24 protein-coding genes are annotated in these 21,750 nt (G+C 72.3%); 11 read left to right on the forward strand and 13 right to left on the reverse strand.

Features of this window, described 5'->3' with window-relative positions; all coding sequences use genetic code 11:
- Positions 1–72 precede the first annotated feature (72 nt).
- A complete protein-coding gene (locus tag ACWDR7_RS02880) occupies positions 73–660 on the reverse strand; it encodes an exonuclease domain-containing protein (protein WP_449853430.1) in 588 nt (195 codons plus the stop codon).
- 140 nt (positions 661–800) lie between these two features.
- Here ACWDR7_RS02880 and ACWDR7_RS02885 point away from each other — a divergent pair, with 140 nt between their 5' ends.
- Entirely contained in the window at positions 801–2,093 is a 1,293-nt protein-coding gene (locus tag ACWDR7_RS02885) for a DNA recombination protein RmuC (RefSeq protein ID WP_449853431.1), read from the forward strand.
- 55 nt (positions 2,094–2,148) lie between these two features.
- Here the strand turns inward: ACWDR7_RS02885 and ACWDR7_RS02890 are convergent, their stop codons facing one another.
- Complete coding sequence (locus tag ACWDR7_RS02890; protein WP_449853432.1) at positions 2,149–2,346, reverse strand: UDP-N-acetylmuramyl pentapeptide phosphotransferase; 198 nt, start codon at positions 2,344–2,346, stop codon at positions 2,149–2,151.
- 186 nt (positions 2,347–2,532) lie between these two features.
- Entirely contained in the window at positions 2,533–3,516 is a 984-nt protein-coding gene (glpX, locus tag ACWDR7_RS02895) for a class II fructose-bisphosphatase (protein WP_449853433.1), read from the reverse strand.
- Between the two features lie 184 nt (positions 3,517–3,700).
- Between glpX and fbaA the strand changes: the two genes are divergently transcribed.
- The gene (gene fbaA, locus ACWDR7_RS02900) at positions 3,701–4,729 is read left to right on the forward strand and encodes a class II fructose-bisphosphate aldolase (protein ID WP_449853434.1); all 1,029 of its coding nucleotides are present in this window, start codon (positions 3,701–3,703) and stop codon (positions 4,727–4,729) included.
- 63 nt (positions 4,730–4,792) lie between these two features.
- Here the strand turns inward: fbaA and ACWDR7_RS02905 are convergent, their stop codons facing one another.
- Together ACWDR7_RS02905 and ACWDR7_RS02910 are read right to left on the reverse strand one after the other, a co-directional pair.
- Entirely contained in the window at positions 4,793–5,356 is a 564-nt protein-coding gene (locus ACWDR7_RS02905) for a DUF6264 family protein (RefSeq protein ID WP_449853435.1), read from the reverse strand.
- Positions 5,353–6,375: a 4-hydroxy-3-methylbut-2-enyl diphosphate reductase gene (locus ACWDR7_RS02910; RefSeq protein WP_449853456.1), complete on the reverse strand. Its 1,023-nt coding sequence runs from the start codon at positions 6,373–6,375 to the stop codon at positions 5,353–5,355. Before ACWDR7_RS02910 ends, ACWDR7_RS02905 begins: the two co-directional genes overlap by 4 nt.
- Before the next feature lie 90 nt (positions 6,376–6,465).
- Here ACWDR7_RS02910 and xseA point away from each other — a divergent pair, with 90 nt between their 5' ends.
- The 6 genes from xseA to ACWDR7_RS02940 all read left to right on the forward strand — a co-directional run bounded on the left by xseA (position 6,466) and on the right by ACWDR7_RS02940 (position 12,841).
- Complete coding sequence (gene xseA, locus ACWDR7_RS02915) at positions 6,466–7,764, forward strand: exodeoxyribonuclease VII large subunit (protein WP_449853436.1); 1,299 nt, start codon at positions 6,466–6,468, stop codon at positions 7,762–7,764.
- Between the two features lies 1 nt (position 7,765).
- Complete coding sequence (locus ACWDR7_RS02920; RefSeq protein WP_449853437.1) at positions 7,766–8,002, forward strand: exodeoxyribonuclease VII small subunit; 237 nt, start codon at positions 7,766–7,768, stop codon at positions 8,000–8,002.
- Positions 8,002–8,619, forward strand: coding sequence for a DUF4245 family protein (locus ACWDR7_RS02925; protein WP_449853438.1), 618 nt, complete (start codon positions 8,002–8,004; stop codon positions 8,617–8,619). The genes ACWDR7_RS02920 and ACWDR7_RS02925 overlap by 1 nt, the downstream gene beginning before the upstream one ends.
- Complete coding sequence (locus ACWDR7_RS02930; protein ID WP_449853439.1) at positions 8,616–9,266, forward strand: carbonic anhydrase; 651 nt, start codon at positions 8,616–8,618, stop codon at positions 9,264–9,266. The genes ACWDR7_RS02925 and ACWDR7_RS02930 overlap by 4 nt, the downstream gene beginning before the upstream one ends.
- Before the next feature lie 17 nt (positions 9,267–9,283).
- Complete coding sequence (locus tag ACWDR7_RS02935; RefSeq protein ID WP_449853440.1) at positions 9,284–10,678, forward strand: class II fumarate hydratase; 1,395 nt, start codon at positions 9,284–9,286, stop codon at positions 10,676–10,678.
- Between the two features lie 102 nt (positions 10,679–10,780).
- Complete coding sequence (locus ACWDR7_RS02940; RefSeq protein ID WP_449853441.1) at positions 10,781–12,841, forward strand: prolyl oligopeptidase family serine peptidase; 2,061 nt, start codon at positions 10,781–10,783, stop codon at positions 12,839–12,841.
- A gap of 9 nt (positions 12,842–12,850) precedes the next feature.
- On the opposite strand, the gene ACWDR7_RS02945 is transcribed toward ACWDR7_RS02940, so the two are convergent.
- The 6 genes from ACWDR7_RS02945 to ACWDR7_RS02970 all read right to left on the reverse strand — a co-directional run bounded on the left by ACWDR7_RS02945 (position 12,851) and on the right by ACWDR7_RS02970 (position 19,465).
- Complete coding sequence (locus tag ACWDR7_RS02945) at positions 12,851–13,789, reverse strand: ArsA family ATPase (RefSeq protein WP_449853442.1); 939 nt, start codon at positions 13,787–13,789, stop codon at positions 12,851–12,853.
- Positions 13,780–14,040: a cory-CC-star protein gene (locus ACWDR7_RS02950; RefSeq protein WP_449853443.1), complete on the reverse strand. Its 261-nt coding sequence runs from the start codon at positions 14,038–14,040 to the stop codon at positions 13,780–13,782. The genes ACWDR7_RS02945 and ACWDR7_RS02950 overlap by 10 nt, the downstream gene beginning before the upstream one ends.
- 4 nt (positions 14,041–14,044) lie before the next feature.
- Complete coding sequence (locus ACWDR7_RS02955; protein ID WP_449853444.1) at positions 14,045–15,778, reverse strand: carbon starvation CstA family protein; 1,734 nt, start codon at positions 15,776–15,778, stop codon at positions 14,045–14,047.
- A gap of 172 nt (positions 15,779–15,950) precedes the next feature.
- Positions 15,951–17,264 (reverse strand): PhoH family protein, encoded by a 1,314-nt coding sequence (locus ACWDR7_RS02960; protein WP_449853457.1) that lies wholly within the window; start codon positions 17,262–17,264, stop codon positions 15,951–15,953.
- A 250-nt stretch (positions 17,265–17,514) separates the two neighbouring features.
- Positions 17,515–18,636 (reverse strand): aminotransferase class V-fold PLP-dependent enzyme, encoded by a 1,122-nt coding sequence (locus ACWDR7_RS02965; RefSeq protein ID WP_449853445.1) that lies wholly within the window; start codon positions 18,634–18,636, stop codon positions 17,515–17,517.
- A gap of 43 nt (positions 18,637–18,679) precedes the next feature.
- Positions 18,680–19,465 (reverse strand): isoprenyl transferase, encoded by a 786-nt coding sequence (locus tag ACWDR7_RS02970; RefSeq protein ID WP_449853446.1) that lies wholly within the window; start codon positions 19,463–19,465, stop codon positions 18,680–18,682.
- 92 nt (positions 19,466–19,557) lie between these two features.
- On the opposite strand from ACWDR7_RS02970, the gene trhA reads away from it, so the two are divergent.
- Complete coding sequence (gene trhA, locus ACWDR7_RS02975) at positions 19,558–20,280, forward strand: PAQR family membrane homeostasis protein TrhA (protein ID WP_449853447.1); 723 nt, start codon at positions 19,558–19,560, stop codon at positions 20,278–20,280.
- 24 nt (positions 20,281–20,304) lie between these two features.
- Here the strand turns inward: trhA and ACWDR7_RS02980 are convergent, their stop codons facing one another.
- On the reverse strand, positions 20,305–20,559 hold the full coding sequence (locus ACWDR7_RS02980) for a hypothetical protein (RefSeq protein ID WP_449853448.1): 255 nt from the start codon (positions 20,557–20,559) through the stop codon (positions 20,305–20,307).
- 66 nt (positions 20,560–20,625) lie between these two features.
- On the opposite strand from ACWDR7_RS02980, the gene ACWDR7_RS02985 reads away from it, so the two are divergent.
- Both ACWDR7_RS02985 and greA read left to right on the forward strand, forming a co-directional pair.
- On the forward strand, positions 20,626–21,015 hold the full coding sequence (locus tag ACWDR7_RS02985) for a DUF4307 domain-containing protein (RefSeq protein ID WP_449853449.1): 390 nt from the start codon (positions 20,626–20,628) through the stop codon (positions 21,013–21,015).
- Positions 21,016–21,091: 76 nt separating this feature from the next.
- Complete coding sequence (gene greA / locus ACWDR7_RS02990; protein WP_449853450.1) at positions 21,092–21,574, forward strand: transcription elongation factor GreA; 483 nt, start codon at positions 21,092–21,094, stop codon at positions 21,572–21,574.
- A 104-nt stretch (positions 21,575–21,678) separates the two neighbouring features.
- Here greA and ACWDR7_RS02995 read toward each other — a convergent pair.
- The coding region (locus ACWDR7_RS02995) for a DUF3117 domain-containing protein (RefSeq protein ID WP_449853458.1) at positions 21,679–21,750 on the reverse strand (72 nt) is incomplete at its 5' end.

Here is a 21,750-nt window from a genome sequence, read left to right on the forward strand (position 1 = left end):
GGATCGGCAGGGTCCGGATCGGGATCGGCGAGCGGTCCGGATCAGGATCGGCGACCTGCCGCTGGATCCCGATCAGGCGACGGGTGCGGGGATCGGCTGGATCGCGCGGACGGCGACGCCGATCCGCGCGGCGAGGTCGTCGAGGTCGGCGGCGGCGTGGCGGCGGGCGGCGTCGATGACGATGTGCGCGCACGCGAGCGCGTCGGCGGCCGCGTCGTGGTGGGCGAAGCCCGTGAAGCCGGCGGCCTCGGCCGCGAGCGGCAGCTTGTATGACGGCAGGTCGTACACCTTGCGCGCCACCTGCAGCGAGCACAGGTAGCGGTACTCGGGGCACGCGTCGCCTGAGACGGAGGCGGCCTTGCGCAGCACGCCGGTGTCGAAGCCGGCGTTGTGGGCCACGAGCACGTCGTCGCCGATGAAGTCGCACAGCTGCGGGAACTGCTCGCGCCAGCCGAGCGCGCCCGCCACGTGATCGGCCGTGATGCCGTGGATGCGCGTGTTCCACACGTTGAACTCGTCGTGGCCCGAGACGGGCCGGATCAGCCACGAGGCGGTCTCGACGACCGCGCCGTCGCGCACGCGGGCGAGGCCCACCTGGCAGGCCGACGCGGGCGAGGAGTTGGCCGTCTCGAAGTCGATCGCACAGAAGTCCACGCCCACGGCTCCAGTGTGCGCGCGGGCGCGCCGCTGCCCCGGCGGCGCGCCGGGGGCGGGGTCGGTCTGCGGCGTGTCGCGCGCGGCGTGCCCGGCGCGCCGCGGATCGGGCGGCGATGTCGGAGGCCCCGCCCATGATGGGACGCATGGATGCGACGACGGTTGTTCTCGTGGTACTGGCCCTGCTCGCCGGGGCCGCGGTCGGGTGGCTCGCGCGCGCCGCGCGGGCGGGCCAGGCTGAGGGCCGCGGGGCGGCCGCGCTCGCGGCGAGGGACGCCGAGCTGGCGGCGCTGCGCACCGCGCTCGAGCGCGCGGAGGACCTGCGGCGCGACGCCGTGGAGCACGCCCGCGCCGAGCGCGCGCAGGACGCGGAGCGCTCGCGGCAGGAGGCCGCCGTGCTGCGAGCCCTCTCACCCGTGCAGGAGAGCCTGCGGCGCATGCAGGAGCGCGTCGACGCCATGGAGAGCGCCCGGCAGGAGCAGTTCGGGCAGGTCGCCGAGCAGCTGCGCGCCGCGCAGGCGGCCGATGAGCAGCTGCGCGTCACGACCGAGTCGCTCGCCGGCGCGCTGCGCTCCACGACCTCGCGCGGGGTGTGGGGCGAGACGCAGCTGCGCCGCATCGTCGAGTCGGCGGGGCTGCTGCACCGCGTCGACTTCGACGTGCAGGCCTCGATCTCCTCCGACGCCGGCGCGGGTCGCCCCGACATGGTGGTGCACCTGCCCGGCGGCACCTCGATCGCCGTGGACGCGAAGGCGCCCCTCGACGCGTTCCTCGACGCCGCGGCGATCCCCGACTCGGCGGGCGCCGACGAGCTCGCGCGCCGCCAGGCGCTGCTGCAGAAGCACGTGCGGGCCGTGCGCGCCCACGTCGACGCGCTCGCGAAGAAGTCCTACTGGTCAGGCCTCGACGCCGGGCCCGAGTTCGTCGTCTGCTTCATCCCGTCCGAGGCCGTGCTCTCGGCCGCCCTCTCGGAGGACCCCACCCTGCTGGAGCACGCGTTCGCCAAGCGCGTGGCGCTCGCCTCGCCCGTGAACCTCTGGGCCGTGCTCAAGACCGTGGCGTACTCGTGGACGCAGCAGGAGGTCTCGCAGGAGGCGCGCACGCTCTTCGACCTCGGCAACCAGCTCTACGAACGACTCGGCTCGCTCGCCACGCACGCCAACGGCATGCGCCGGGCCATCGAGCGCACCGTCGAGGCGTACAACCAGCTCGTCGGCTCGCTCGAGAGCCGCGTGCTCGTCACGGCGCGGCGCTTCCCGGGGATCGACGCCTCCAAACTGGGGCAGACCGAAGCCCCTGCCCCGCTCGAGGCCACGCCGCGTCCCCTCACGGCGCCCGAGCTGCTCGGCACCGACGCGGGCTCCGACGAGCAGGGCGACGCCGCGCGCGAGGCGGCGACGATCGCGGCCGACCTGGGCGACGTGCGCGGCCGGCTCTGACCCGCGCGCCGAACCCGCGCGCCGGGCATCGGGCGTCTGCGCGGGAGCCGCGCGATCAGGGGATGAAGCTGAGCAGCGTCACCACGGCGACGGAGAACACGACGAACGCGCCGATGTTCCACCAGGGGCTGAGCTCCTCGCCGGGCTCGCGCCGCACGCGCAGCAGCACGTCCGGTCGGCGTGCGGGGTCGACCGCGCCCTTCACGACCGCCTGCGCGCCCGTGACGGGTCCTGATGCCTTCTGCGTGCTCATATGCGTTGCTCCCGGCGCCCGCATCGCGGAAGCGATGCCCCTTCCCGAGCGCCTGTCTCGATTGTGCCACGCGCTCCCGTGAGAGAGCCGTCACGGCCGGATCACGATCCGGCGGCGCGCCGGACCGGCGGTGCCCGGGCGGACGGATGGCGCCCGCCCGATCCGGGCCCCCTCAGCGGATCCGGATCAGAGCCACTTCGAGACGAGGTGCTCCGACGACACCCGGCGCAGCGTGCCCGAGTGGCTGCGCAACACGACGCTCTCGGTGTACACGTAATCGCCGCTGCGACGCACGCCCGCGACGAGCTGCCCGTCGGTCACGCCCGTCGCGACGAAGAGGGTGTTGTTGCCGCTGACGAGCTCGTCCGCCTCGTAGACGTGGTCCATCTTCAGGCCCGCGTCGATGCCCTTCTGCCGCTCGTCGTCGTCGCGCGGCCACAGCCGGCCCTGGATGTGCCCGCCGAGCGCCTTGATGGCGCACGCCGTCACGATGCCCTCCGGGCTGCCGCCGATGCCCACGCACATGTCGGTGCGCGCGTTGTGGCGCGCCGCGTTGATGCCGCCGGCCACATCGCCGTCGGTCATGAGGCGCGTGCCGGCGCCGGCCGCGCGGATCTCCTCGATGAGCGCGTCGTGCCGCGGCCGGTTCAGCACCGAGACCACCATCTCGTCCACCGGCTTGCCGAGCGCCTTCGCCAGACGGCGGACGTTCTCGCCGATCGGCAGGCGGATGTCCACCACACCCACGCCGGCCGGACCCGTCACGAGCTTGTCCATGTAGAACACGCTCGATGCGTCGAGCATGGTGCCGCGGTCCGAGAGCGCGATCACCGAGAGCGCGTTCTGCCGACCCGCGGCGGTCAGCGAGGTGCCGTCGATCGGGTCGACCGCGATGTCGTACGCCCGGCCCTTCCCGGTGCCCACGTGCTCGCCGTTGTAGAGCATCGGCGCGTTGTCCTTCTCGCCCTCGCCGATCACGACGACGCCGTCGAAGTCCACCGTCGAGAGGAAGGCGCGCATGCCGTCGACCGCCGCGCCGTCGGCCGCCTCCTTGTCGCCGCGGCCGATGAACGGCACCGAGCGGATCGCCGCCGCCTCGGTGGCGCGCACCAGCTCGAGGGCGATGTTGCGATCGGGACGGAGGGGGATCATGTCGTCGGCGGTCTGCATGCTGCGAGCCTAGGCGTGCCGCCCCCGCCGCGCCCGGCATCCGACGGCCGCGGAGCGCGAAGGATCCGCAATTCTTTCGCTCCTGTCATCTTGGGCCGGTGATCCGCCCCCGCTCGCCCGGGTATCCGGGCGGCCGCCGCTGAGTAGAGTGAGACGCGACAGACGTCGACCGGAGGAGCCAGACATGCCCGTCGCCACACCCGACCAGTACGCAGAGATGCTCGACCGCGCGAAGGCGGGCGGCTTCGCCTATCCCGCCATCAACGTGTCGAGCTCGCAGACCATCAACGCCGTGCTGCAGGGCCTGACCGAGGCCGGTTCCGACGGCATCCTGCAGGTCACCACGGGCGGGGCCGACTACTTCGCCGGCCACACCGTGAAGGGCCGCGCCACGGGCGCGATCGCGATGGCGCAGTACGTGCGCACCGTCGCGAAGAACTACCCCATCACGGTCGCCGTGCACACCGACCACTGCCCCAAGGACGCCCTCGACGGCTTCCTGCTGCCCGTGCTCGAGGCGAGCGAGGAGCAGGTCAAGGCCGGCGGCGAGCCGCTGTTCAACTCGCACATGTGGGACGGATCGGCCGTGCCGCTCGACGAGAACATCGAGATCGCGAAGACCCTCCTGCCCCGCACCCACGCGATCGGCTCGATCCTCGAGATCGAGGTCGGCGTCGTCGGCGGCGAGGAGGACGGGGTCGTGCACGAGGGCTCGAACGAGGCGCTCTACACGACCGTGGGCGACGTGACGAAGGCCGTCGAGGCGCTCGGCCTCGGCGAGCGGGGCCGCTACATCTCGGCCCTCACCTTCGGCAACGTGCACGGCGTGTACAAGCCCGGCGGCGTCAAGCTGCGCCCCGAGCTGCTCGGCGAGATCCAGGAGGGCATCGCAGCGAAGTTCGGCACCGGCCCCAAGCCGCTGGACCTCGTCTTCCACGGCGGCAGCGGATCGAGCGCCGAGGAGATCGCCACGGCGGTCGCCAACGGCGTGATCAAGATGAACATCGACACCGACACGCAGTACGCGTTCACCCGCGCGGTCGCCGGCTACATGCTCTCGAACTACGAGGGCGTGCTGAAGGTCGACGGCGAGGTCGGCAACAAGAAGCAGTACGACCCGCGCGCGTGGGGCAAGGTCGCCGAGACGGCGATGGCCGCCCGCGTCGTCGAGGCCGCGCAGCAGCTCGGATCGGCCGGCCACAGCAAGGGCTGAGCCGCATCGACGAAGCGCCCGGTGCCTCACGGCACCGGGCGCTTCGTTCTGTGCGGGCCGCCGTTACGGGGCGCCGGCGCTCAGGAGCGCGTCGAGCACGGCGGGATCGTTCAGCAGGGGCACCGTGAGCAGCCCGCCCGAGATGCCGAGGAACACGATCGCCCCGACGATCGGGATCCAGAACGCGAGCCGTCCCGCGCGCAGGCGGAGGTACGAGAGCACGGCGGTGAGGAGCCACCCGAGGCCCATCACGAGGGCGGCGGCCAGGCCCCAGCCCCGCGCACCGGCGGGGTCGGACAGCGTCGCGTCGACGCCCATGAGCGACAGCAGCGTCTCGGCGTACGTCGCGTAGTCGGTCATCTGCGGGATCGAGACGACCGTGTTGACGAGGCCGTACACGAGCAGCCCCACCGTGATGATGCGATCGGCCATGCGCCCGTTGCGGGGGCGCGCACCGGCGACCGGGACGCGAGCCGCCTGCGGCTCGGGCGCGGGCGGCGGCACGGGAAGCGGGTTCGCCTGCATGCGTCGGCGCTGCTCCTCGGGGGTGGCGAGCTCACCGAACTGCGGGCGCGGCGGCGTCGGCTGCTCGTCGCGGTGCGGGCGAGGGGGCAGCGCGTCGCTCACGCCGAGGCCCCGACCCGTCCGCCGCGAGGCTGTCCGTCGCCGCGGAGCTCCTTGGGCAGCGAGAAGATGAGGTCCTCCTCGGCCGTCTTCACCTCTTCGACGTCGGCGAAGCCGGCGTGCGCGAGATCCCGCAGCAGTTCCTGCACGAGCACCTCGGGCACCGAGGCGCCGCTGGTCACACCCACGGTCTCGACGCCCTCGAGCCACTCCTGCTTGACCTCGTCGGCGTAGTCGACGCGGTAGGCGGCCTTCGCGCCGTACTCGAGCGCCACCTCGACCAGGCGCACGCTGTTCGAGGAGTTCGCCGATCCGACGACGATCACGAGATCGGCGTCCTTCGCGACCTTCTTGATCGCCACCTGGCGGTTCTGCGTGGCGTAGCAGATGTCGTCCGACGGCGGATCCTGCAGCTGAGGGAACCGCTCGCGCAGGCGGCGCACGGTCTCCATGGTCTCGTCGACCGACAGCGTCGTCTGCGAGAGCCACACGAGCTTCGACGGGTCGGCGACCTCGACGGTGTCGGCCTCGTCCGGGTTGTTCACGACGGTGACGTGCTCGGGGGCCTCCCCCGCCGTGCCCTCCACCTCCTCGTGGCCCTCGTGGCCGACGAGCAGGATCTGGTAGTCGTCGCGCGCGAAGCGCTTGGCCTCGCGGTGCACCTTCGTCACGAGCGGGCACGAGGCGTCGATCGCCTGCAGCCCGCGGTCGGCGGCCGCGCCGACGACGGCGGGTGAGACGCCGTGCGCGCTGAAGACGACGTGCGCGCCCTCGGGCACCTCGTCGACCTCCTCGACGAAGATCGCGCCCTTGTCCTCGAGCTCACGCACCACGTGGATGTTGTGGACGATCTGCTTGCGCACGTACACGGGGGCGCCGTAGCGCTCCAGCGCCTTCTCCACGGTGATCACCGCGCGGTCGACGCCGGCACAGTAGCCGCGGGGCGCGGCCAGGAGCACGCGCTTGTGTCCCTGCACCCCGTTATCCTGGAGGCGCTCACGACGTGCCGGAATGCGCGGCATGGGAAGCGAGATGGCGGTGGTGCTCACCCACCCAGTCTACGGTCGCCACATGAGCATCGGCCGAGTCCACGACGTCAGGAAGGCAGCCGCGTGACCACCTTCCAGGCCGACCCGGTGCCGGGTCAGGCGCCCCCGCCCGACAGCGTCTCGCCACGCGATTCCTCCCCCGAGGCGCCCACCTCGGTCGCCCGGCTGAACCAGACGATCCGCGGCTTCATCGAGCGCTGGGGCTCCGTGTGGGTCGAGGGCGAGATCACGTCGTGGAACGTGCGGGCGGGCAACGTCTTCGCGCGCCTGAAGGACGTGCAGTCGGACGCGCAGATCTCGATCCGCATCTGGTCGAGCGTGCGCGGGCGGATCCCCGCGGACCTGAAGATCGGCGACCACGTGGTCGCCTGTGTGAAGGCCGACTACTTCGTGCGCGCCGGCGACTTCTCGTTCCAGGTGACGGCCATGAGGCACGTGGGGCTCGGCGAGCAACTCGAGCGGCTGGAGCGGCTGCGCGCGCAGCTGCGCGCCGAGGGACTGTTCGACCAGGACCGCAAGAAGCCGCTGCCGTTCCTGCCGCACTGCATCGGCCTCATCACGGGCGAGCGCAGCGACGCCGAGAAGGACGTGCACCGCAACGCCGAGCTGCGCTGGCCGGAGGTGCGCTTCCGCACCGAGTACGCCGCGGTGCAGGGCGACCGCTGCGTGCCGGAGACGCTGGCCGCGCTGAAGCGGCTCGACGACGACCCGGACGTCGACGTCATCGTGATCGCCCGCGGCGGCGGCGATCCGCAGACCCTGCTCGGCTTCAGCGACGAGCGCCTGCTGCGCGCGGTCGCGGCGGCGCGCACGCCCGTCGTCAGCGCGATCGGTCACGAGAACGACCGCCCGCTGCTCGACGACGTGGCCGACCTGCGCGCCTCCACGCCCACCGACGCCGCCAAGCGCGTGGTGCCAGACGTGGGCGAGCAGCGCGCGCTCGTCGGCCAGCTGCGCTCCCGCGCCCGGATGCGGCTGACGCAGCGCGTGCAGCACGACATCGCCCAACTCGAGCAGCTGCGCTCGCGCCCCGCCCTGCGCGATCCCGAGCGGATGGTGCGCGACCGCTCGCACGAGGTCTTCCTGCTCGCCGCGCGCGGCCGCGATCTCGTCGCCCGCGGCATCCGCACCGCCGAGGCCCGCACGGCCGAGCTTCGCGCCTCGTTGCGGGCGCTCTCCCCCGCCGCCACCCTCGCCCGCGGCTACGCCATCGCGCACGCGGACGGCGGCGTGATCGTGCGGGACGCGGCGCAGGCGCCCGCCGGCACGCGGCTCGTCGTCACGCTCGAGAGCGGCTCGATCGCCGCGGTGAGCGAGGGCCCGGTCGACGAGGGCCCGGCGGCCACGGGCCCCGCCGAATAGGATGGATGCGATGACCGATCAGCCCGCCCCCGCCGACGTGGCGGAGCTCTCGTTCGAACAGGCGCGCGACGAGCTGGTGCGCGTGGTGGCCGAGCTCGAGCAGGGCTCCCCGACGCTCGAGCACTCGCTGGCGCTCTGGGAGCGCGGCGAGGCGCTCGCGGCGCGCTGCGAGGAGTGGCTCCGCGGCGCGAAGAGCCGCCTCGACGCCGCGCGTCCGAGCGCGGACGAGGGCGACTGATGGCCACGCTCCCGGAGCAGTCCGCCGAGGACATCGCGGCACAGAAGGCCGCCCGCTCCGCCGCGTACCGCCAGAGCCAGACGTTCACGAACCTCGTCATCGCGCTCGTCGTGAGCATCGCCGTCGTCGCCGTGATCTTCCTCGCGGTGCCGCGCGGCACGCCGCCCGAGCGGCCGGCCATCGACGTGGCCGCGGTCGCCCAGCGGGTCTCGGAGTCGTATCAGCGCGAGGTCGTCGCGCCCGCGGTGCCGGAGTCCTGGGGCGTCAACGCGGCCGACGTGACGCCCGACGCCCCCGCCGTCTGGGAGGTCGTCTACGTCACCCCGGACGACGAGAACTTCCTCAACCTCGCGCAGGGCTTCGACGCCGACGAGACGTGGGCCGCGCAGCAGCTGGGCGGCACGGCCCCGTCGGGGACCGTCACGATCGACGGCGTCGAGTGGCAGGAGTACGAGATCTCGCGCCCCGACCGCAACCGGAACATCTCCTACGCGCTCGGCACACAGGCCGGAGCCGACCACGTGCTGCTGTACGGGTCGGCGCCGGCCGAGTACGCCGCCGAGCTCGCGGAGCTGGTCGGCGATCAGGTGCGCGCGCTGCAGGAAGGAGCACGATGACCGATCCGATCACGCCGGCACGGGCGTGGGACGACATGATGGCGGGCAACGCCCGCTTCGTCGCCGGCACGCCCGCCCACCCCCACCAGGACGTCGCGCGACGCGCCGAGGTCTCGGCCGCGCAGACCCCTCGGGCGGCCCTGTTCGGCTGCTCCGACTCGCGGCTGGCCGCGGAGATCATCTTCGACATGGGCCTCGGCGACCTCTTCGTCGTGCGCAACGCCGGCCAGGTCACGGGCGAGTCGATCATGGGATCGCTCGAGTACGCCGTCGAGGTGCTGAAGGTGCCGCTCATCGTCGTGCTCGGGCACGACGCGTGCGGCGCCGTGCGCGCCGCGATCGACAGCTTCGACGTGGCCCAGCCGCCGCTGCCGCCGCACATCTGGCGCACCATCTCGCCGATCGTGCCCGCCGTGCGCGCCGAGCTGCACGCCGGCGCCGCCGAGGGCGTCACGTACGAGACCGTCGACGCCGAGCGGGTAGGCCACCGCCACCTGCGCCAGACCGTGACGGCCATCCTGCAGTCGTCCGAGCTCATCAGCGACGCCGTCGCCGAGGGCCGCCTCGGCGTCGTCGGCGCCAACTACCGCCTGGCGGAGGGCACGGTCGTGCCCGACGTCGTCCTGGGTGCCGCGTCCGCGGCCTGATCCTGACGGAGGAAGAAGTGACCGAGACCGAGTACCGGATCGAACACGACACCATGGGCGAGGTGCGCGTTCCGAAGAACGCACTGTACCGCGCCCAGACCCAGCGCGCGGTCGAGAACTTCCCGATCTCGGGCACGGGCCTCGAGTCCCGCCAGATCGCCGCGCTCGCCCGGATCAAGAAGGCGGCGGCGCTCGCGAACAAGGAGCTCGGCACGCTCGACGGCGAGATCGCCGACGCGATCGCGTGGGCGGCCGACCAGGTCGTCACCGGCGCGCACGACGCGGAGTTCCCCGTCGACACGTACCAGACCGGGTCGGGCACCTCGTCGAACATGAACATGAACGAGGTGCTCTCGACGCTGGCGACCCAGCACCTGGGGCGCGACGTGCACCCCAACGACCACGTCAACGCCTCGCAGTCCTCCAACGACGTCTTCCCCACCTCGGTGCACGTCGCCGTGACCGAGGCGCTCACCTCCGACCTCGTCCCGGCGCTTGAGCATCTCGCGGCGGCCCTCGAGCGCAAGGCCGAGGAGTGGAAGTCGGTCGTCAAGTCGGGCCGCACCCACCTCATGGACGCCACGCCCGTCACGCTCGGCCAGGAGTTCGGCGGCTACGCCCGCCAGATGCGCCTCGGCATCGAGCGCATCCAGGCCGCCCTGCCGCGCGTCGCCGAGGTGCCGCTCGGCGGCACGGCCGTCGGCACGGGCATCAACACGCCGCTGGGCTTCCCGCAGAAGGTCATCGAGCTGCTCGTGGCCGAGACGGGCCTGCCCATCACCGAGGCGCAGGACCACTTCGAGGCCCAGGCGAACCGCGACGGTCTCGTCGAGGCGTCCGGCGCCCTGCGCACGATCGCCGTCTCGCTCACGAAGATCAACAACGACCTGCGCTGGATGGGCTCAGGCCCGAACACGGGCCTCGGCGAGCTGCACCTGCCCGACCTGCAGCCGGGCTCGTCGATCATGCCCGGCAAGGTCAACCCCGTCGTGCCGGAGGCGACGCTCATGGTGTGCGCGCGCGTCATCGGCAACGACGCCACCGTCGCGTGGGCCGGCGCCTCGGGCTCGTTCGAGCTCAACGTCGCGATCCCCGTCATGGGCACCGCGCTGCTGGAGTCGATCCGCCTCCTCTCCAACGCCATGCGCGTGCTGGCCGACAAGACGATCGTGGGCCTGAAGGCCAACCTCGAGCGCGTCACGGCGCTGGCGGGCATGAGCCCGTCGATCGTCACGCCGCTGAACAAGGTGATCGGCTACGAGGCCGCCGCGAAGATCGCCAAGCACGCCGTCGCGAAGGGCATCACGGTGCGTGAGGCCGTGATCGACCTCGGCTACGTGGAGCGCGGCGAGATCAGCGAGGCCGAGCTGGACGAGCGCCTCGACCTGCTCTCGATGACCCACCCGGGCTGATCCGGATCCACGAAGGGGCGGCGGGCTTCGGCTCGCCGCCCCCTCGTCGTTGCGGAGCGGCGGGCGCACGGTCGCGCCGCTCGCCCGCAATAGGGTGAGGGGATGCGCTATCCCGAGGTCCGTCGCGACGACGCCATCGACGAGTTCCCCCTCCCCGACGGATCCGTGGAGCGGATCGCGGCGCCGTACCGCTGGCTCGAGGACGCCGACAGCGACGAGACGCGCGCCTTCATCGAGGCGCAGAACGCCTTCGCCGAGCCGATCCTCGCCGCCCTGCCCGCGCGCGAGGCGTTCCGCGAGCGACTGAGCGCGCTGCTGTCGCAGCCGACGCGCGGCGTGCCGCGGCAGCGCGGCGGCCGGCTGTTCGCGTGGCACGGCGACGGCCGCAACCAGGACGTGCTCGTCGTGGCCGACGACGCGGACGGGCTCGAGGGCGCGCGCGTGCTGCTCGACCCGAACGAGCTCTCGAGCGACGGCACCGTGGCCGTGACGGCCAGCTCTCCCAGCCCCGACGGATCGCTCCTCGCGTACGGCCTCGCCGACGGCGGCAGCGACTGGCGCACCATCCGCGTGCGCGACGTCGCCACGGGCGAGGACCTCGACGACGAGATCCCGTGGACGAAGTGGAACCTGCCGCTGTGGCAGCCGGACGGCCGCTCGTTCACGTACTGGGCGTACGACGCCCCGAGCGACGACCCGCTCGTCGACGAGATGGGCGCCGGCCGGCTCATGCTCCACCGGATCGGCACGCCCGTGTCCGAGGACGAGCTGCTGTTCACGCGCCCCGAGGAGCCGCGCACGTTCGGGCGCCAGTGGCCGCGCGACGACGAGTGGTTCGTGTTCTCGACCGACACCGGATCGTCCAGCGGCAACGACCTCGCGGTGCGCCGCCACGACGAGCCGATGTCGGCCCTGCGCCCGCTGGCCACCGGACACGAGCGCGAGTGGACCGCGGTGGGCGTGCGCGACGACGTGCTCTACGTCGTCACCGACGCCGACGCCCCGCGCTACCGGCTCGTCGCGTTCGACCTCGCCGCGGCCGATCCCGCCGCGACCCTGCGCGAGGTCGTGCCGCAGCACGCCGAGGACGTGCTGCTCGACGCCGCGCTGACGGCCGGCGGGCTCGTGCTCACCTACTCGCACGACGCTCAGCACCGCATGCAGCTGGCGACCTTCGACGGCGCCCTCGGCGAGGACCTGCCGATCGGTGCCGGCGTCTCGGTCGAGGGCTCCGACGCCGTCTCGTCCACCGACACGGTGTTCGTGAAGACGCAGGGATTCGTGGATCCGGGAACGCGCCACGAGATCGTCGTGGACGGGGCGCGCGTCGTCTCGCACCGCATGCTGCCCGATCCGGCCGCCGGCGCCGTCCGCGCGACGACGACGCGGATCGCGGCGACGAGCAAGGACGGCACGGTCGTGCCCGCATTCCTCGTCGCGCCCGAGAGCGCCCCAGACGGCCCGCGCCCGACCCTCATGTGGGGCTACGGCGGGTTCAACATCCCCATGAACCCCGCCTACCGCGCGATCTTCGCCGCGTGGGTGCAGGCGGGCGGCACGCTCGTCGTGCCGAACCTGCGCGGCGGCGGCGAGTTCGGATCGGACTGGCACAAGGCCGGCACGAAGGAGCGCAAGCAGAACGTCTTCGACGACCTGTTCGCCGTCGCGGAGCGGATCATCGCCGACGGCCTCACGACGCCGCAGCAGCTCGCCCTGCACGGCCGCTCGAACGGCGGGCTGCTCGCCGCCGCGGCGCTCACGCAGCGGCCCGAGCTGTGGGCCGCCGTGCTGCCGGGCGTCGGCGTGCTCGACATGCTGCGCTTCCACCGCTTCACGATCGGCTGGGCGTGGACGAGCGACTACGGCGACCCGGACGACCCCGAGGCGTTCGCCTACCTGCGCGCGTACTCGCCGCTGCACAACGTCGTCGCGGGGCGGTCCTATCCCCCGACCCTCATCACCACCGGCGACCACGACGACCGCGTGGTGCCCGGCCACTCGTTCCAGTTCGCCGCGGCGCTGCAGCACGCGCAGGGCGGGGATGCGCCGATCCTGCTCTCCGTCGACACGCGAGCCGGCCACGGCATGGGCAAGCCGCGCGACGCCCAGGTGCTCGAGTTCGCGGATCAGCTGGCGTTTGCGGCGCGCTTCACGGGCCTCTGAGAGCGCCGCTCAGCCCAGGGCGTCGGCGAGCTGCGTCAGTGCCGGGAGCCCGACGAGGTCGTCGACCAGCGGCACGCGGGTGAGCGGCGCCCCGAGGTCGAGCTGCGCCAGAAGCTCCTCCTCGCGGGTGCGTCGCGCCGGCATCGCGTCGGTCGGGGACAGGCGATTCGCCACCGCGCCGATGAGCCCGACGCCCAGCCGCGCCAGCTCCGCGGCGACCTCCCGGCTCTCGGCGATCGGCAGAGGCTCGGGCACGAAGACGAGCACGAAGCCGGAGCGCCCCGCGTCGGCGAGCATCTCGCGCATGAGGGCGAAGCGCTCCCTGCGCCGCAGCAGCACGCGCCGCAGCCCCGCGTCGCGGTCCGCGGTGTCCTTCGTGCCGCCCAGCGCGCCGTAGGCCACGGCGTAGCGCTCGGAGCGGTCGCGGTTCGCGAGCAGCCTCTCCGTCCAGTCCGTCATCCGCTCGGGCATGGCGAGCAGGTGCAGCGTGTGGCCCGACGGCGCGGTGTCGAACAGCACGAGGTCGTAGGCGTCGAGCCCCGTCTCGAGCGTCTCGGCCACGCGGTCGAGCACGGCCGCCTCGTGCGTGCCGGGTGCGTGCCGCGCCGACTCGAGATGCTCGCGCGCGGGCCGGTGCAGGCGCTCGGGCAGCAGCCGCAGCATCGTCTCGGACACCGCGGCGAGGTGACGGTCCACCGTGCGCGCGGGATCGATCTCCACGCCGTCGACCCGGCCTGCCCCCTCCGACCACAGGCCGATGACGTCGTCGCCGACCGCCCTCTCCCACAGGTGGCCGAGGTTGTGCGCGGGGTCGGTCGAGACGACGAGCACGCGCGATCCCGCCCGGGCGCGGGCGAGGGCGATCGCCGAGGTGAGCGACGTCTTGCCGACGCCGCCCTTGCCGCCCACGAAGACGGCGCGGCGCGCGGCGATGTCGTTCAGCAGCATGAGATGTGGTCCAGGGGGCTGCGGGGGATCCCCGCGCGGCGGTGCCACGCGTGGAAGTCCTCGTAGACGGCGGGCAGCAGCTCGGCCGAGTAGTAGGCGGCGGGATCGGGCACGCCGAGCGACTCGGCGAGCACGACGAGCATGAAATGGTCGTCCTCGTCGCGCTGGGCGCGGGCGAAGGTGCGGCGGTACGGGCCCTGATAGAACTCGTTCAGCCCCCTCGCAAATGCGGCCCAGCGCGACGAAGACACGACGTCACCGGGCCGTGGGAATGGTCCCGGTCAGGTGATCCGCGAGGTCGGCGTCCTCCGTCTCGGGCTCCTCGCTCGCCGCGCGGCGCATGGCCGCGATGCCCTCGACCGCGACCCAGACGGCGGCGACGATGATGATGAGGTCGACGATCAGCAGCAGCCAGTTGGTGTCGACGCCGCCGTTCCAGAACGTGCCCACCTGCACGATCGCCGCCCAGAACGCCGCGACGAAGACGAACGCGAGCGGGATGAGCGTGACGAGCACGTTCCGGCGCTTGCGGATGAGCATGATCGACACGATGATCAGCGTCAGCGAGGCCAGCAGCTGGTTGGTCGTGCCGAACAGCGGCCAGATCGTGAGGCCGCCGGACCCGTCGACGCCCTGGCTGAACACCAACCCCATGCTCACGACGAGCACGAGCACGGTGCCGACGAGCGTGTTGAGCTTGATGCCGACGATCTCGCCGGCCTCCTGGAACACGAAGCGCAGCAGGCGCACGCCGGTGTCCATGGTGGTCGCGGCGAACAGCACGCCCATCGTCGCCAGCACGGTCGCCGCCAGCGAGGCGGGAAGGCCCAGCCCGAGCTCGACGATGTTCCCGCCGCCCTCGACGAACGCGGCCATGCCGCCCTGGTTGAAGGCCGAGTAGATCTCCTCCCAGCGGGCGGCACTCTGGATGCCGGCGGTGGCGGCGATGATCGCGCCGAGCGCGAGCATGCCCTCGCCCACGGCACCGAAGTAGCCCACGAAGCGGGCATCGGGCTCCTTGTCGAGCTGCTTCGACGTCGTGCCGCTGGCGACCGCGCCGTGGAAGCCGCTGATGGCGCCGCACGCGATCGTGACGAACAGCAGCGGCCAGATGTCGGGCGTGCCCTCCGGGACGGCCGTGTTGATGGCGGGCGCGACGAAGTCGTTGCCGAAGAACAGGCCGGCCGAGAGCGCGCCGACGAACAGGATCGCCAGGCCGATGAACAGCTGCACGCCGTTGATGTAGTCGCGCGGCTGCAGCAGCAGCCACACCGGCAGCAGCGACGCGATGCCCGCGTACAGGAACAGCGCGACGATCCAGAACGTGCCGGGGCTCATCCCGAGGATCGGATCGGGCAGCACCACCGGGAAGCGGTCGCCCACGACGATCAGCGCGTACAGCGCGACGACGCCGACGATCGTGACGACGCCGAGGTTCCAGCGCAGCCTGTACACGGCGATGCCGACGAGCAGCGCGACGACGATCGCGCCCCACGCCGGGATGACGGTGGTCGGGCTGCCGATGAGCAGGTTCGTGATCACGACGGCGAACGCCGCGATGACCATGAGCAGCAGCAGCGCGATGACGAGCAGGAACACATACGAGCCGCGGCGGCCGATGTAGCGGGCGGCGAGCGCGCCGATGGAGCGGCCCTTGTTGCGCTCGGAGGCCCACAGCGCGCCGAGGTCGTGCATGCCGGCGAAGAACACCGTGCCGATCGTGACCCAGAGGAAGGCGGGCAGCCAGCCCCAGATCACCGCGACGGCGGGCCCGACGATGGGCGCGGCGCCGGCGACCGACGTGAAGTGGTGGCCCCACAGCACGAACTTGTTCGTGGGCACGTGGTCCACGCCGTCGTTCTTCTCGTGCGCGGGGGTGCGGAACGCCGGGTCGAGGCGCAGCACCCGGTTGCCGAGGTACTTCGAGTAGATGAGGTAGCCGGCCGCGAAGATCGCGAGGCCGACGAGCAGCAGGATCACGGAACCCATGCGATGCCCTTTCTGTCGTCATTGACAGCGCAGCGGATGGCTGCACGACGCCCGCGCCTGACGGCTCTCGGGCAATTCACAACTTTAGCGGGCGCGCGGGCCCCGCCGCGCATACGGCGACGCTCCGGCTCCGGCGCGTCGCGCGGGAACCGGAGCCTCGTCCGGATACGGATCAGGCGAGCTCGCCGACCTCCAGGAGGTCGGTCACGAGCGCCGCGATGGCCGAGCGCTCCGAGCGCGTCAGCGTGATGTGGGCGAACAGGCCGTGTCCCTTGAGCGTCTCGATCACGCTGGCGATGCCGTCGTGGCGGCCGACGCGCAGGTTGTCGCGCTGCTGTACGTCGTGCGTCAGCACCACCTTCGAGTTCTGGCCGATGCGGCTGAGCACCGTGAGCAGCACGTTGCGCTCGAGGGACTGCGCCTCGTCGACGATCACGAACGCGTCGTGCAGCGAGCGGCCGCGGATGTGGGTGAGCGGCATCACCTCGAGCAGGCCGCGCTCCACCACCTCGTCCAGCACGTTCTGCGACACCACCGAGCCGAGCGTGTCGAACACCGCCTGACCCCACGGGTTCATCTTCTCGGCCTGGTCGCCGGGCAGGTAGCCGAGCTCCTGCCCGCCGACGGCGAACAGCGGCCGGAACACGATGATCTTCTTCTGCTGCTGCTTCTCGAGCACCGCCTCGAGGCCCGCGCACAGCGCGAGCGCCGACTTGCCCGTGCCCGCCTTGCCGCCCAGCGAGACGATCCCCACATCCGGGTCGGTGAGCAGGTCGATCGCGATCCGCTGCTCGGCCGAGCGGCCGTGCAGGCCGAACACGTCGCTGTCGCCGCGCACGAGGCGGTACGAGCCGTCGCCCGTGACCCGCCCGAGGGCCGAGCCGCGCTCCGACTGGATGACGAGGCCCGTGTTGACGGGGATGCCCACGACGTCGTCGTGCGTGCCGACCTCCGTCTCGTACAGGTCGGCCATCTCGTCGCCCGAGAGCGCGAGGGTGGCCAGGCCCGTCCAACCCGAGTCCACGGCCTGCTCGGCCAGGTACTCCTCGGCGGCCAGGCCGAGGGAGGCGGCCTTCACGCGCATCGGCAGGTCCTTGGAGACGACGGTCACGGACTGCCCGTCCTGCAGCAGGTGCATCGCCACGGCCAGGATGCGGCTGTCGTTGTCGCTGAGCCGGATACCGCTGGGCAGCACCGACTGGTCGGTGTTGTTGAGCTCGACGCGGAGCGTTCCGCCCTCGCCCACGGGCACGGGGAAGTCGAGGCGCCCGTGCTCGATGCGCAGGTCGTCGAGGTGACGCAGCGCCTGCCGGGCGAAGTAGCCGAGCTCGGGGTCGTGGCGCTTGGCCTCGAGCTCGCCCACCACCACGACCGGGATGACGACGGAGTGCTCTGCGAATCGGAAGAGTGCGCGCGGATCGCTCAGGAGGACCGACGTGTCGAGCACGTAGGTTCGCAGATCCTGATCCCGATCCTGCGCGTGCACCGTCTCGCGAGCGGAACGCTGCCGACGCTGCACCGTGTTGCCAGTGGTCACAACCCACTCCCCGCCCCGGGCTCTGCCCGGCTCACTGCGAGTCGACCGTTGGCCACGAGTCGAGGTCCGTACGGCCGACTCGATCGGACACCTTGCCCGATGCCACGAACGTACGACCGCGCGCCGGTCCCGTGGCACGACGCGCCGGGCGTGGCGGATTACGTGTTCGTGAATTCCGGGGAACGCGGGCGCCCCGCTGCTACGACGAGACGCGCGGCGCGGCGGCGAGCGCGTCCGCGAGCATGCCGAGCGTCTCGTCGTCGGTGCCCACGTGCGGGGCGACCCGGATGAGGTTGCTGCGGGAGGTCACCGTGACGCCGCTGTTGGCGAGCGCGGCCGCCATGGGCGCCACGTCCTCCTGGCGCGGCGCGAGGGCGACGAACCCGGCGCGCCGCTCCGGCTCGCGCGGCGTGACCACGCGGATGTCGTGGGTGTCGGCGAGCGCGATCACGCGCGCTGTGAGCGCGGCGAGCTCGTCCTGGATCGCGGCGACGCCCACCGCCGCGACCTCGCTCGCGGCGACGGCGAGGCGGCTCGCGGCCAGCCAGTCGGGCTCGGAGAGCCGGTACGCCTGCGCCGTGGGGTGCGGGGCGGGAACGTCGTCGAAGGTGATTCCCGTCGCGGTGGCGACGTGGCCGGACAGCACGGGCCGGATCGCCTCGCGCGCCCGCGGCCCGAACCACGCGAAACCCGTGCCGCGTCCGGCGCGCAGCCACTTGTAGCCGTGCCCGCACACGACGTCGGCCGCGGCGTAGTCGGCGTCGATCGCACCGAAGCCCTGCGTGTCGTCGACGAGCAGGAGCCGGTCGTCGCCGAGCACCTCGCGCAGCCCGCGCAGGTCGGCGCGGAAGCCCGTGCGCGAGTCGACCGAGCTGACCACGAGCGCGCGCGTGTCGTCGTCGAGCGCGTCGGCCACCGCTTCGGGCGTGACGAACCCGGACGGCGGGGTCATCCACTGCGGCGTGATCCGCCCGAACGCCTCGGCGGCGCGGACGAGGAGCGTGGGGATGGTGGGGAACTCGGCGGCCGAGGCCAGCACGCCGCCCTCCAGGCCGTACACGGCCTGCGCCAGGCCGTGGCTCGTCGAGGCCTGCAGCGTGACCTCGTCCACCGACGCGCCCAGCAGCCCCGCCACCGCCTCGCGCGCCTCCCGCACCCGTCCGGCGACGTGATCGATGCTCGAGGCCCTGCCGGTGCCGAGCATCCCGACGTCGGCGACGACCTCGTCGCGAACGGTGCTCGACAGCGGCCCGAAGGCCGCGAAGTTCAGGTAGCCGGGCTCACCCGTGAAGGTCGCGCGATACTCCGAGATGCTGCTCATCCGCTCATCATGACAGAGCGGCGCCGCGGGGGTGGATCGCGCGTCAGCCGCCGAAGCGGCGCTCGCGGGTGGCGTAGTCGCGGATCGCGCGCAGGAAGTCGATGTGCCGCAGGTCGGGGCCCAGCGCCTCCACGAAGTAGAACTCGCTGTGCGCGCTCTGCCACACGAGGAAGTCGCTGAGGCGCTGCTCGCCGCTCGTGCGGATGACGAGATCGGGATCCGGCTGGCCGCCGGTGTACAGGTGCTCGCCGATCACCTCGGGCGTGAGGCTCGCCGCCAGCTCCTCGAGCGAGCCGCCGCGCTCGTCGTGCTTCTGGATGATCTTCCGCACCGCGTCGACGATCTCGGCCCGCCCGCCGTAGCCGACGGCGAGGTTCACGTGCAGCCCGGTGTTGGACGCGGTGCGCGCCTCGGCGTCGCGCAGCGCCATGACGAGCGAGTCGGGCAGGTCGCCGTCGCGGCCCACGTGCTGCACCCGCCAGTCGCCGCGCCCCGCGAGCCGGTGCGCGAGGCCCTCGATGATCTCGATCAGGTCGCTCAGCTCGGCGGCGTCGCGCTTGCGCACGTTGTCGTTCGAGAGCAGGTAGAGGGTGACGACGCCCACGCCGAGCTCGTCGCACCACTCCAGGAACTCGACCATCTTGCGCGCCCCCGCCCGATGGCCGTCCGCCGCCGTCCGCAGGCCGAGCTGGCGTGCCCAGCGCCGGTTGCCGTCGATCATCATCGCGACGTGATGCGGCACGGCCGCCGGGTCGATCTCGCGCCGCAGCCGCGCGGTGTAGAGGCGGTAGAGGGGCCCCAGGCCCTGCCCCGAACGTCCGCTGTTCACGGATCCACCCTAGTCAGGTGCGATGCGGGGATCGCCTGGGGATCGCCCGCGCGTGCGCCGCGCGGCATGTGCCGCCGCGTAGTCTCGGGATCATGAGCCGTCGTGATCGCGCCCCCGAGGTCCCGCAGCTGCCCCTCCTCGAGGCCTCCGCCGTCGATGCGGTGGTCGACATCAAGCCCAGCTGGCGCGGCTGGATCCACGCGGCGACCTTCCCCGTCGCGCTCGTGACGGGCGTCGTGCTCATCACCCTGGCGCAGGGCGCCACGGCCAAATGGGCGTCGGCGGTCTTCATGGCCTCGTCGCTGCTCCTGTTCGGCAACTCGGCGATGTACCACCGCTTCGACTGGAGCCCGACGGTCAAGGCCGTGCTGAAGCGGATCGACCACGCGAACATCCTGCTGCTCATCGCCGGCACGTACACGCCGATCGCGCTGCTGGCGCTGCCGTTCCCGCAGGGCACGATCCTGCTCGTCGTCGTCTGGATCGGCGCGCTCGTGGGCATCCTGTTCCGGGTGCTGTGGATCGGCGCCCCGCGCTGGCTCTACGTGGCGCTGTACCTCGCGCTCGGCTGGGCGGCCGTGATGTACATGCCGCAGCTGTTCGAGGCGAACCTGGCGATGGTCATCCTCGTGATCGTGGGCGGCCTGCTCTACACCGTGGGCGCCGTCGTGTACGCGATGAAGCGGCCCAACCCGTCTCCGAAGCACTTCGGCTTCCACGAGATCTTCCACGTGTGCACCGTGCTGGCGTTCCTGTGCCACTGGACCGCGGCGCTGCTGCTGGCGATCAACCCGCCGTTCAACGGCCCGGCCTGACGGGGAGCCCCGGCGTGACGCGGCTCAGCGCGCGGCGTCGTCCTCGGACGACTCGCCCCGGGCGGCGGCCTCCTCGGCGTCGAGCGCCTCGTTCGCCTCTTCGCGATAGCGCACCCGGCGCACGCGGCGCAGCATGTCGAGCACGAGCAGCACGACGGCGAGGACGAGCAGCGCGACGACGCCGAAGCCGAGCGGACCGGGCGTGACGAGGTCCGGGTCGACCGTGGGGGTCGGGGTGGGCGTGACCGCCTGCGCGACGATCCAGCCGAGTCCGTGCATTCTGTCCTCATCTTCCCGACGTAGCCTGGAGTACCAGCCTACGTTCCCCCTCCCCCGGAGATCCCCGTGACCACCAAGGCCCAGCTCGACGAGCGATACGGCCGCACGCGCGGCGGCCGCAGGGCGGGCTGGCTGATCGTGGGCGCGCTCGCGGCGGCGGCCGTCGGCTGGCTCGTGTGGACCACGGTGGCCTCGACCATCGACGACGTGAGCGTGGACGACCTCGGCTTCGAGGTGACCGGCGAGCACGCCGTCGACGTGTCGTTCCAGTTCACCGCTCCCCCGGGCCGCGACGTCGTGTGCGTGCTCGAGGCGCTCGACGAGGACTTCGGCGTGGTGGGCTGGAAGGTGTTCGCGTACCCGGCGGCCGAGCGGCACGCGCAGCAGCACAGGGAGACCGTGCCGACCGTCGCCGAGGCCACGACCGGTTTGGTGAACTCCTGCCGCGTGTCGTAGGCTGACGCACCAGAACCTCTGACGCCCCGGCCGGTGCCGGGGCGTCTTTCACATCCTGCTACGAAGGGATAGAGCCGTGTCGAACGACACCACGTTCCTCACTCAGGAGGCCTACGACCGCCTCGCCGCCGAGCTCGAGCACCTCAGCACGGTGGGCCGCGAGGAGATCGCCAAGCGCATCGAGGCCGCCCGCGAGGAGGGCGACCTTCGCGAGAACGGCGGCTACCACGCCGCCAAGGACGAGCAGGGCAAGCAGGAGGCCCGCATCCGCACGCTGCAGGCGCTCCTCAAGGACGCCGTCGTCGGAGAGGCGCCGCAGTCGGACGGCACCGTCCAGTCCGGCACCGTCGTGACGGCGCTGATCCTGGGCGACGAGGAGCGGTTCCTGCTGGGCAGCCGCGAGATCGCCGGCGGCACCGACCTCGACGTCTACAGCGAGAAGAGCCCCCTGGGCGCCGCGATCCTCGGCCTCAAGGAGGGCGACAAGACGTCCTACGAGGCCCCGAACGGCAAGCAGATCCCGGTCGAGATCGTCAAGGTCGACACCTTCCTGGGCTGACCCGCCCCGCGTCGCCGGATTGCGGTGGTCGCTTCATCTCCGCGGCCTGCGGCCGCTCCGTTCAGCAACCGATCACTGTGCGAGCGAAGCGAGCGTGCGGCCGCTCATGCGGCCTTCGCCTCGTCGTCGTTGACCGAGACGACCAGCCGGCCGCCGCCTTCCAGCGGCACGCGAAC

It is taken from the genome of Microbacterium sp. NPDC003461 (genome assembly GCF_053588335.1).

What these genes read in the sequence shown, in the direction of transcription:
- fbaA (WP_449853434.1), top strand. Translation starts at nt 3,701, where the DNA reads ATGCCCGTCGCCACACCCGACCAGTACGCAGAGATGCTCGACCGCGCG.
- ACWDR7_RS02910 (WP_449853456.1), bottom strand. Translation starts at nt 6,375, where the DNA reads ATGCCGCGCATTCCGGCACGTCGTGAGCGCCTCCAGGATAACGGGGTG.
- ACWDR7_RS02965 (WP_449853445.1), bottom strand. Translation starts at nt 18,636, where the DNA reads ATGAGCAGCATCTCGGAGTATCGCGCGACCTTCACGGGTGAGCCCGGC.
- ACWDR7_RS02885 (WP_449853431.1), top strand. Translation starts at nt 801, where the DNA reads ATGGATGCGACGACGGTTGTTCTCGTGGTACTGGCCCTGCTCGCCGGG.
- ACWDR7_RS02980 (WP_449853448.1), bottom strand. Translation starts at nt 20,559, where the DNA reads ATGCACGGACTCGGCTGGATCGTCGCGCAGGCGGTCACGCCCACCCCG.
- ACWDR7_RS02945 (WP_449853442.1), bottom strand. Translation starts at nt 13,789, where the DNA reads ATGCTGCTGAACGACATCGCCGCGCGCCGCGCCGTCTTCGTGGGCGGC.
- ACWDR7_RS02930 (WP_449853439.1), top strand. Translation starts at nt 8,616, where the DNA reads ATGACCGATCCGATCACGCCGGCACGGGCGTGGGACGACATGATGGCG.
- ACWDR7_RS02920 (WP_449853437.1), top strand. Translation starts at nt 7,766, where the DNA reads ATGGATGCGATGACCGATCAGCCCGCCCCCGCCGACGTGGCGGAGCTC.
- ACWDR7_RS02940 (WP_449853441.1), top strand. Translation starts at nt 10,781, where the DNA reads ATGCGCTATCCCGAGGTCCGTCGCGACGACGCCATCGACGAGTTCCCC.
- ACWDR7_RS02955 (WP_449853444.1), bottom strand. Translation starts at nt 15,778, where the DNA reads ATGGGTTCCGTGATCCTGCTGCTCGTCGGCCTCGCGATCTTCGCGGCC.
- ACWDR7_RS02890 (WP_449853432.1), bottom strand. Translation starts at nt 2,346, where the DNA reads ATGAGCACGCAGAAGGCATCAGGACCCGTCACGGGCGCGCAGGCGGTC.
- glpX (WP_449853433.1), bottom strand. Translation starts at nt 3,516, where the DNA reads ATGCAGACCGCCGACGACATGATCCCCCTCCGTCCCGATCGCAACATC.
- trhA (WP_449853447.1), top strand. Translation starts at nt 19,558, where the DNA reads ATGAGCCGTCGTGATCGCGCCCCCGAGGTCCCGCAGCTGCCCCTCCTC.
- ACWDR7_RS02925 (WP_449853438.1), top strand. Translation starts at nt 8,002, where the DNA reads ATGGCCACGCTCCCGGAGCAGTCCGCCGAGGACATCGCGGCACAGAAG.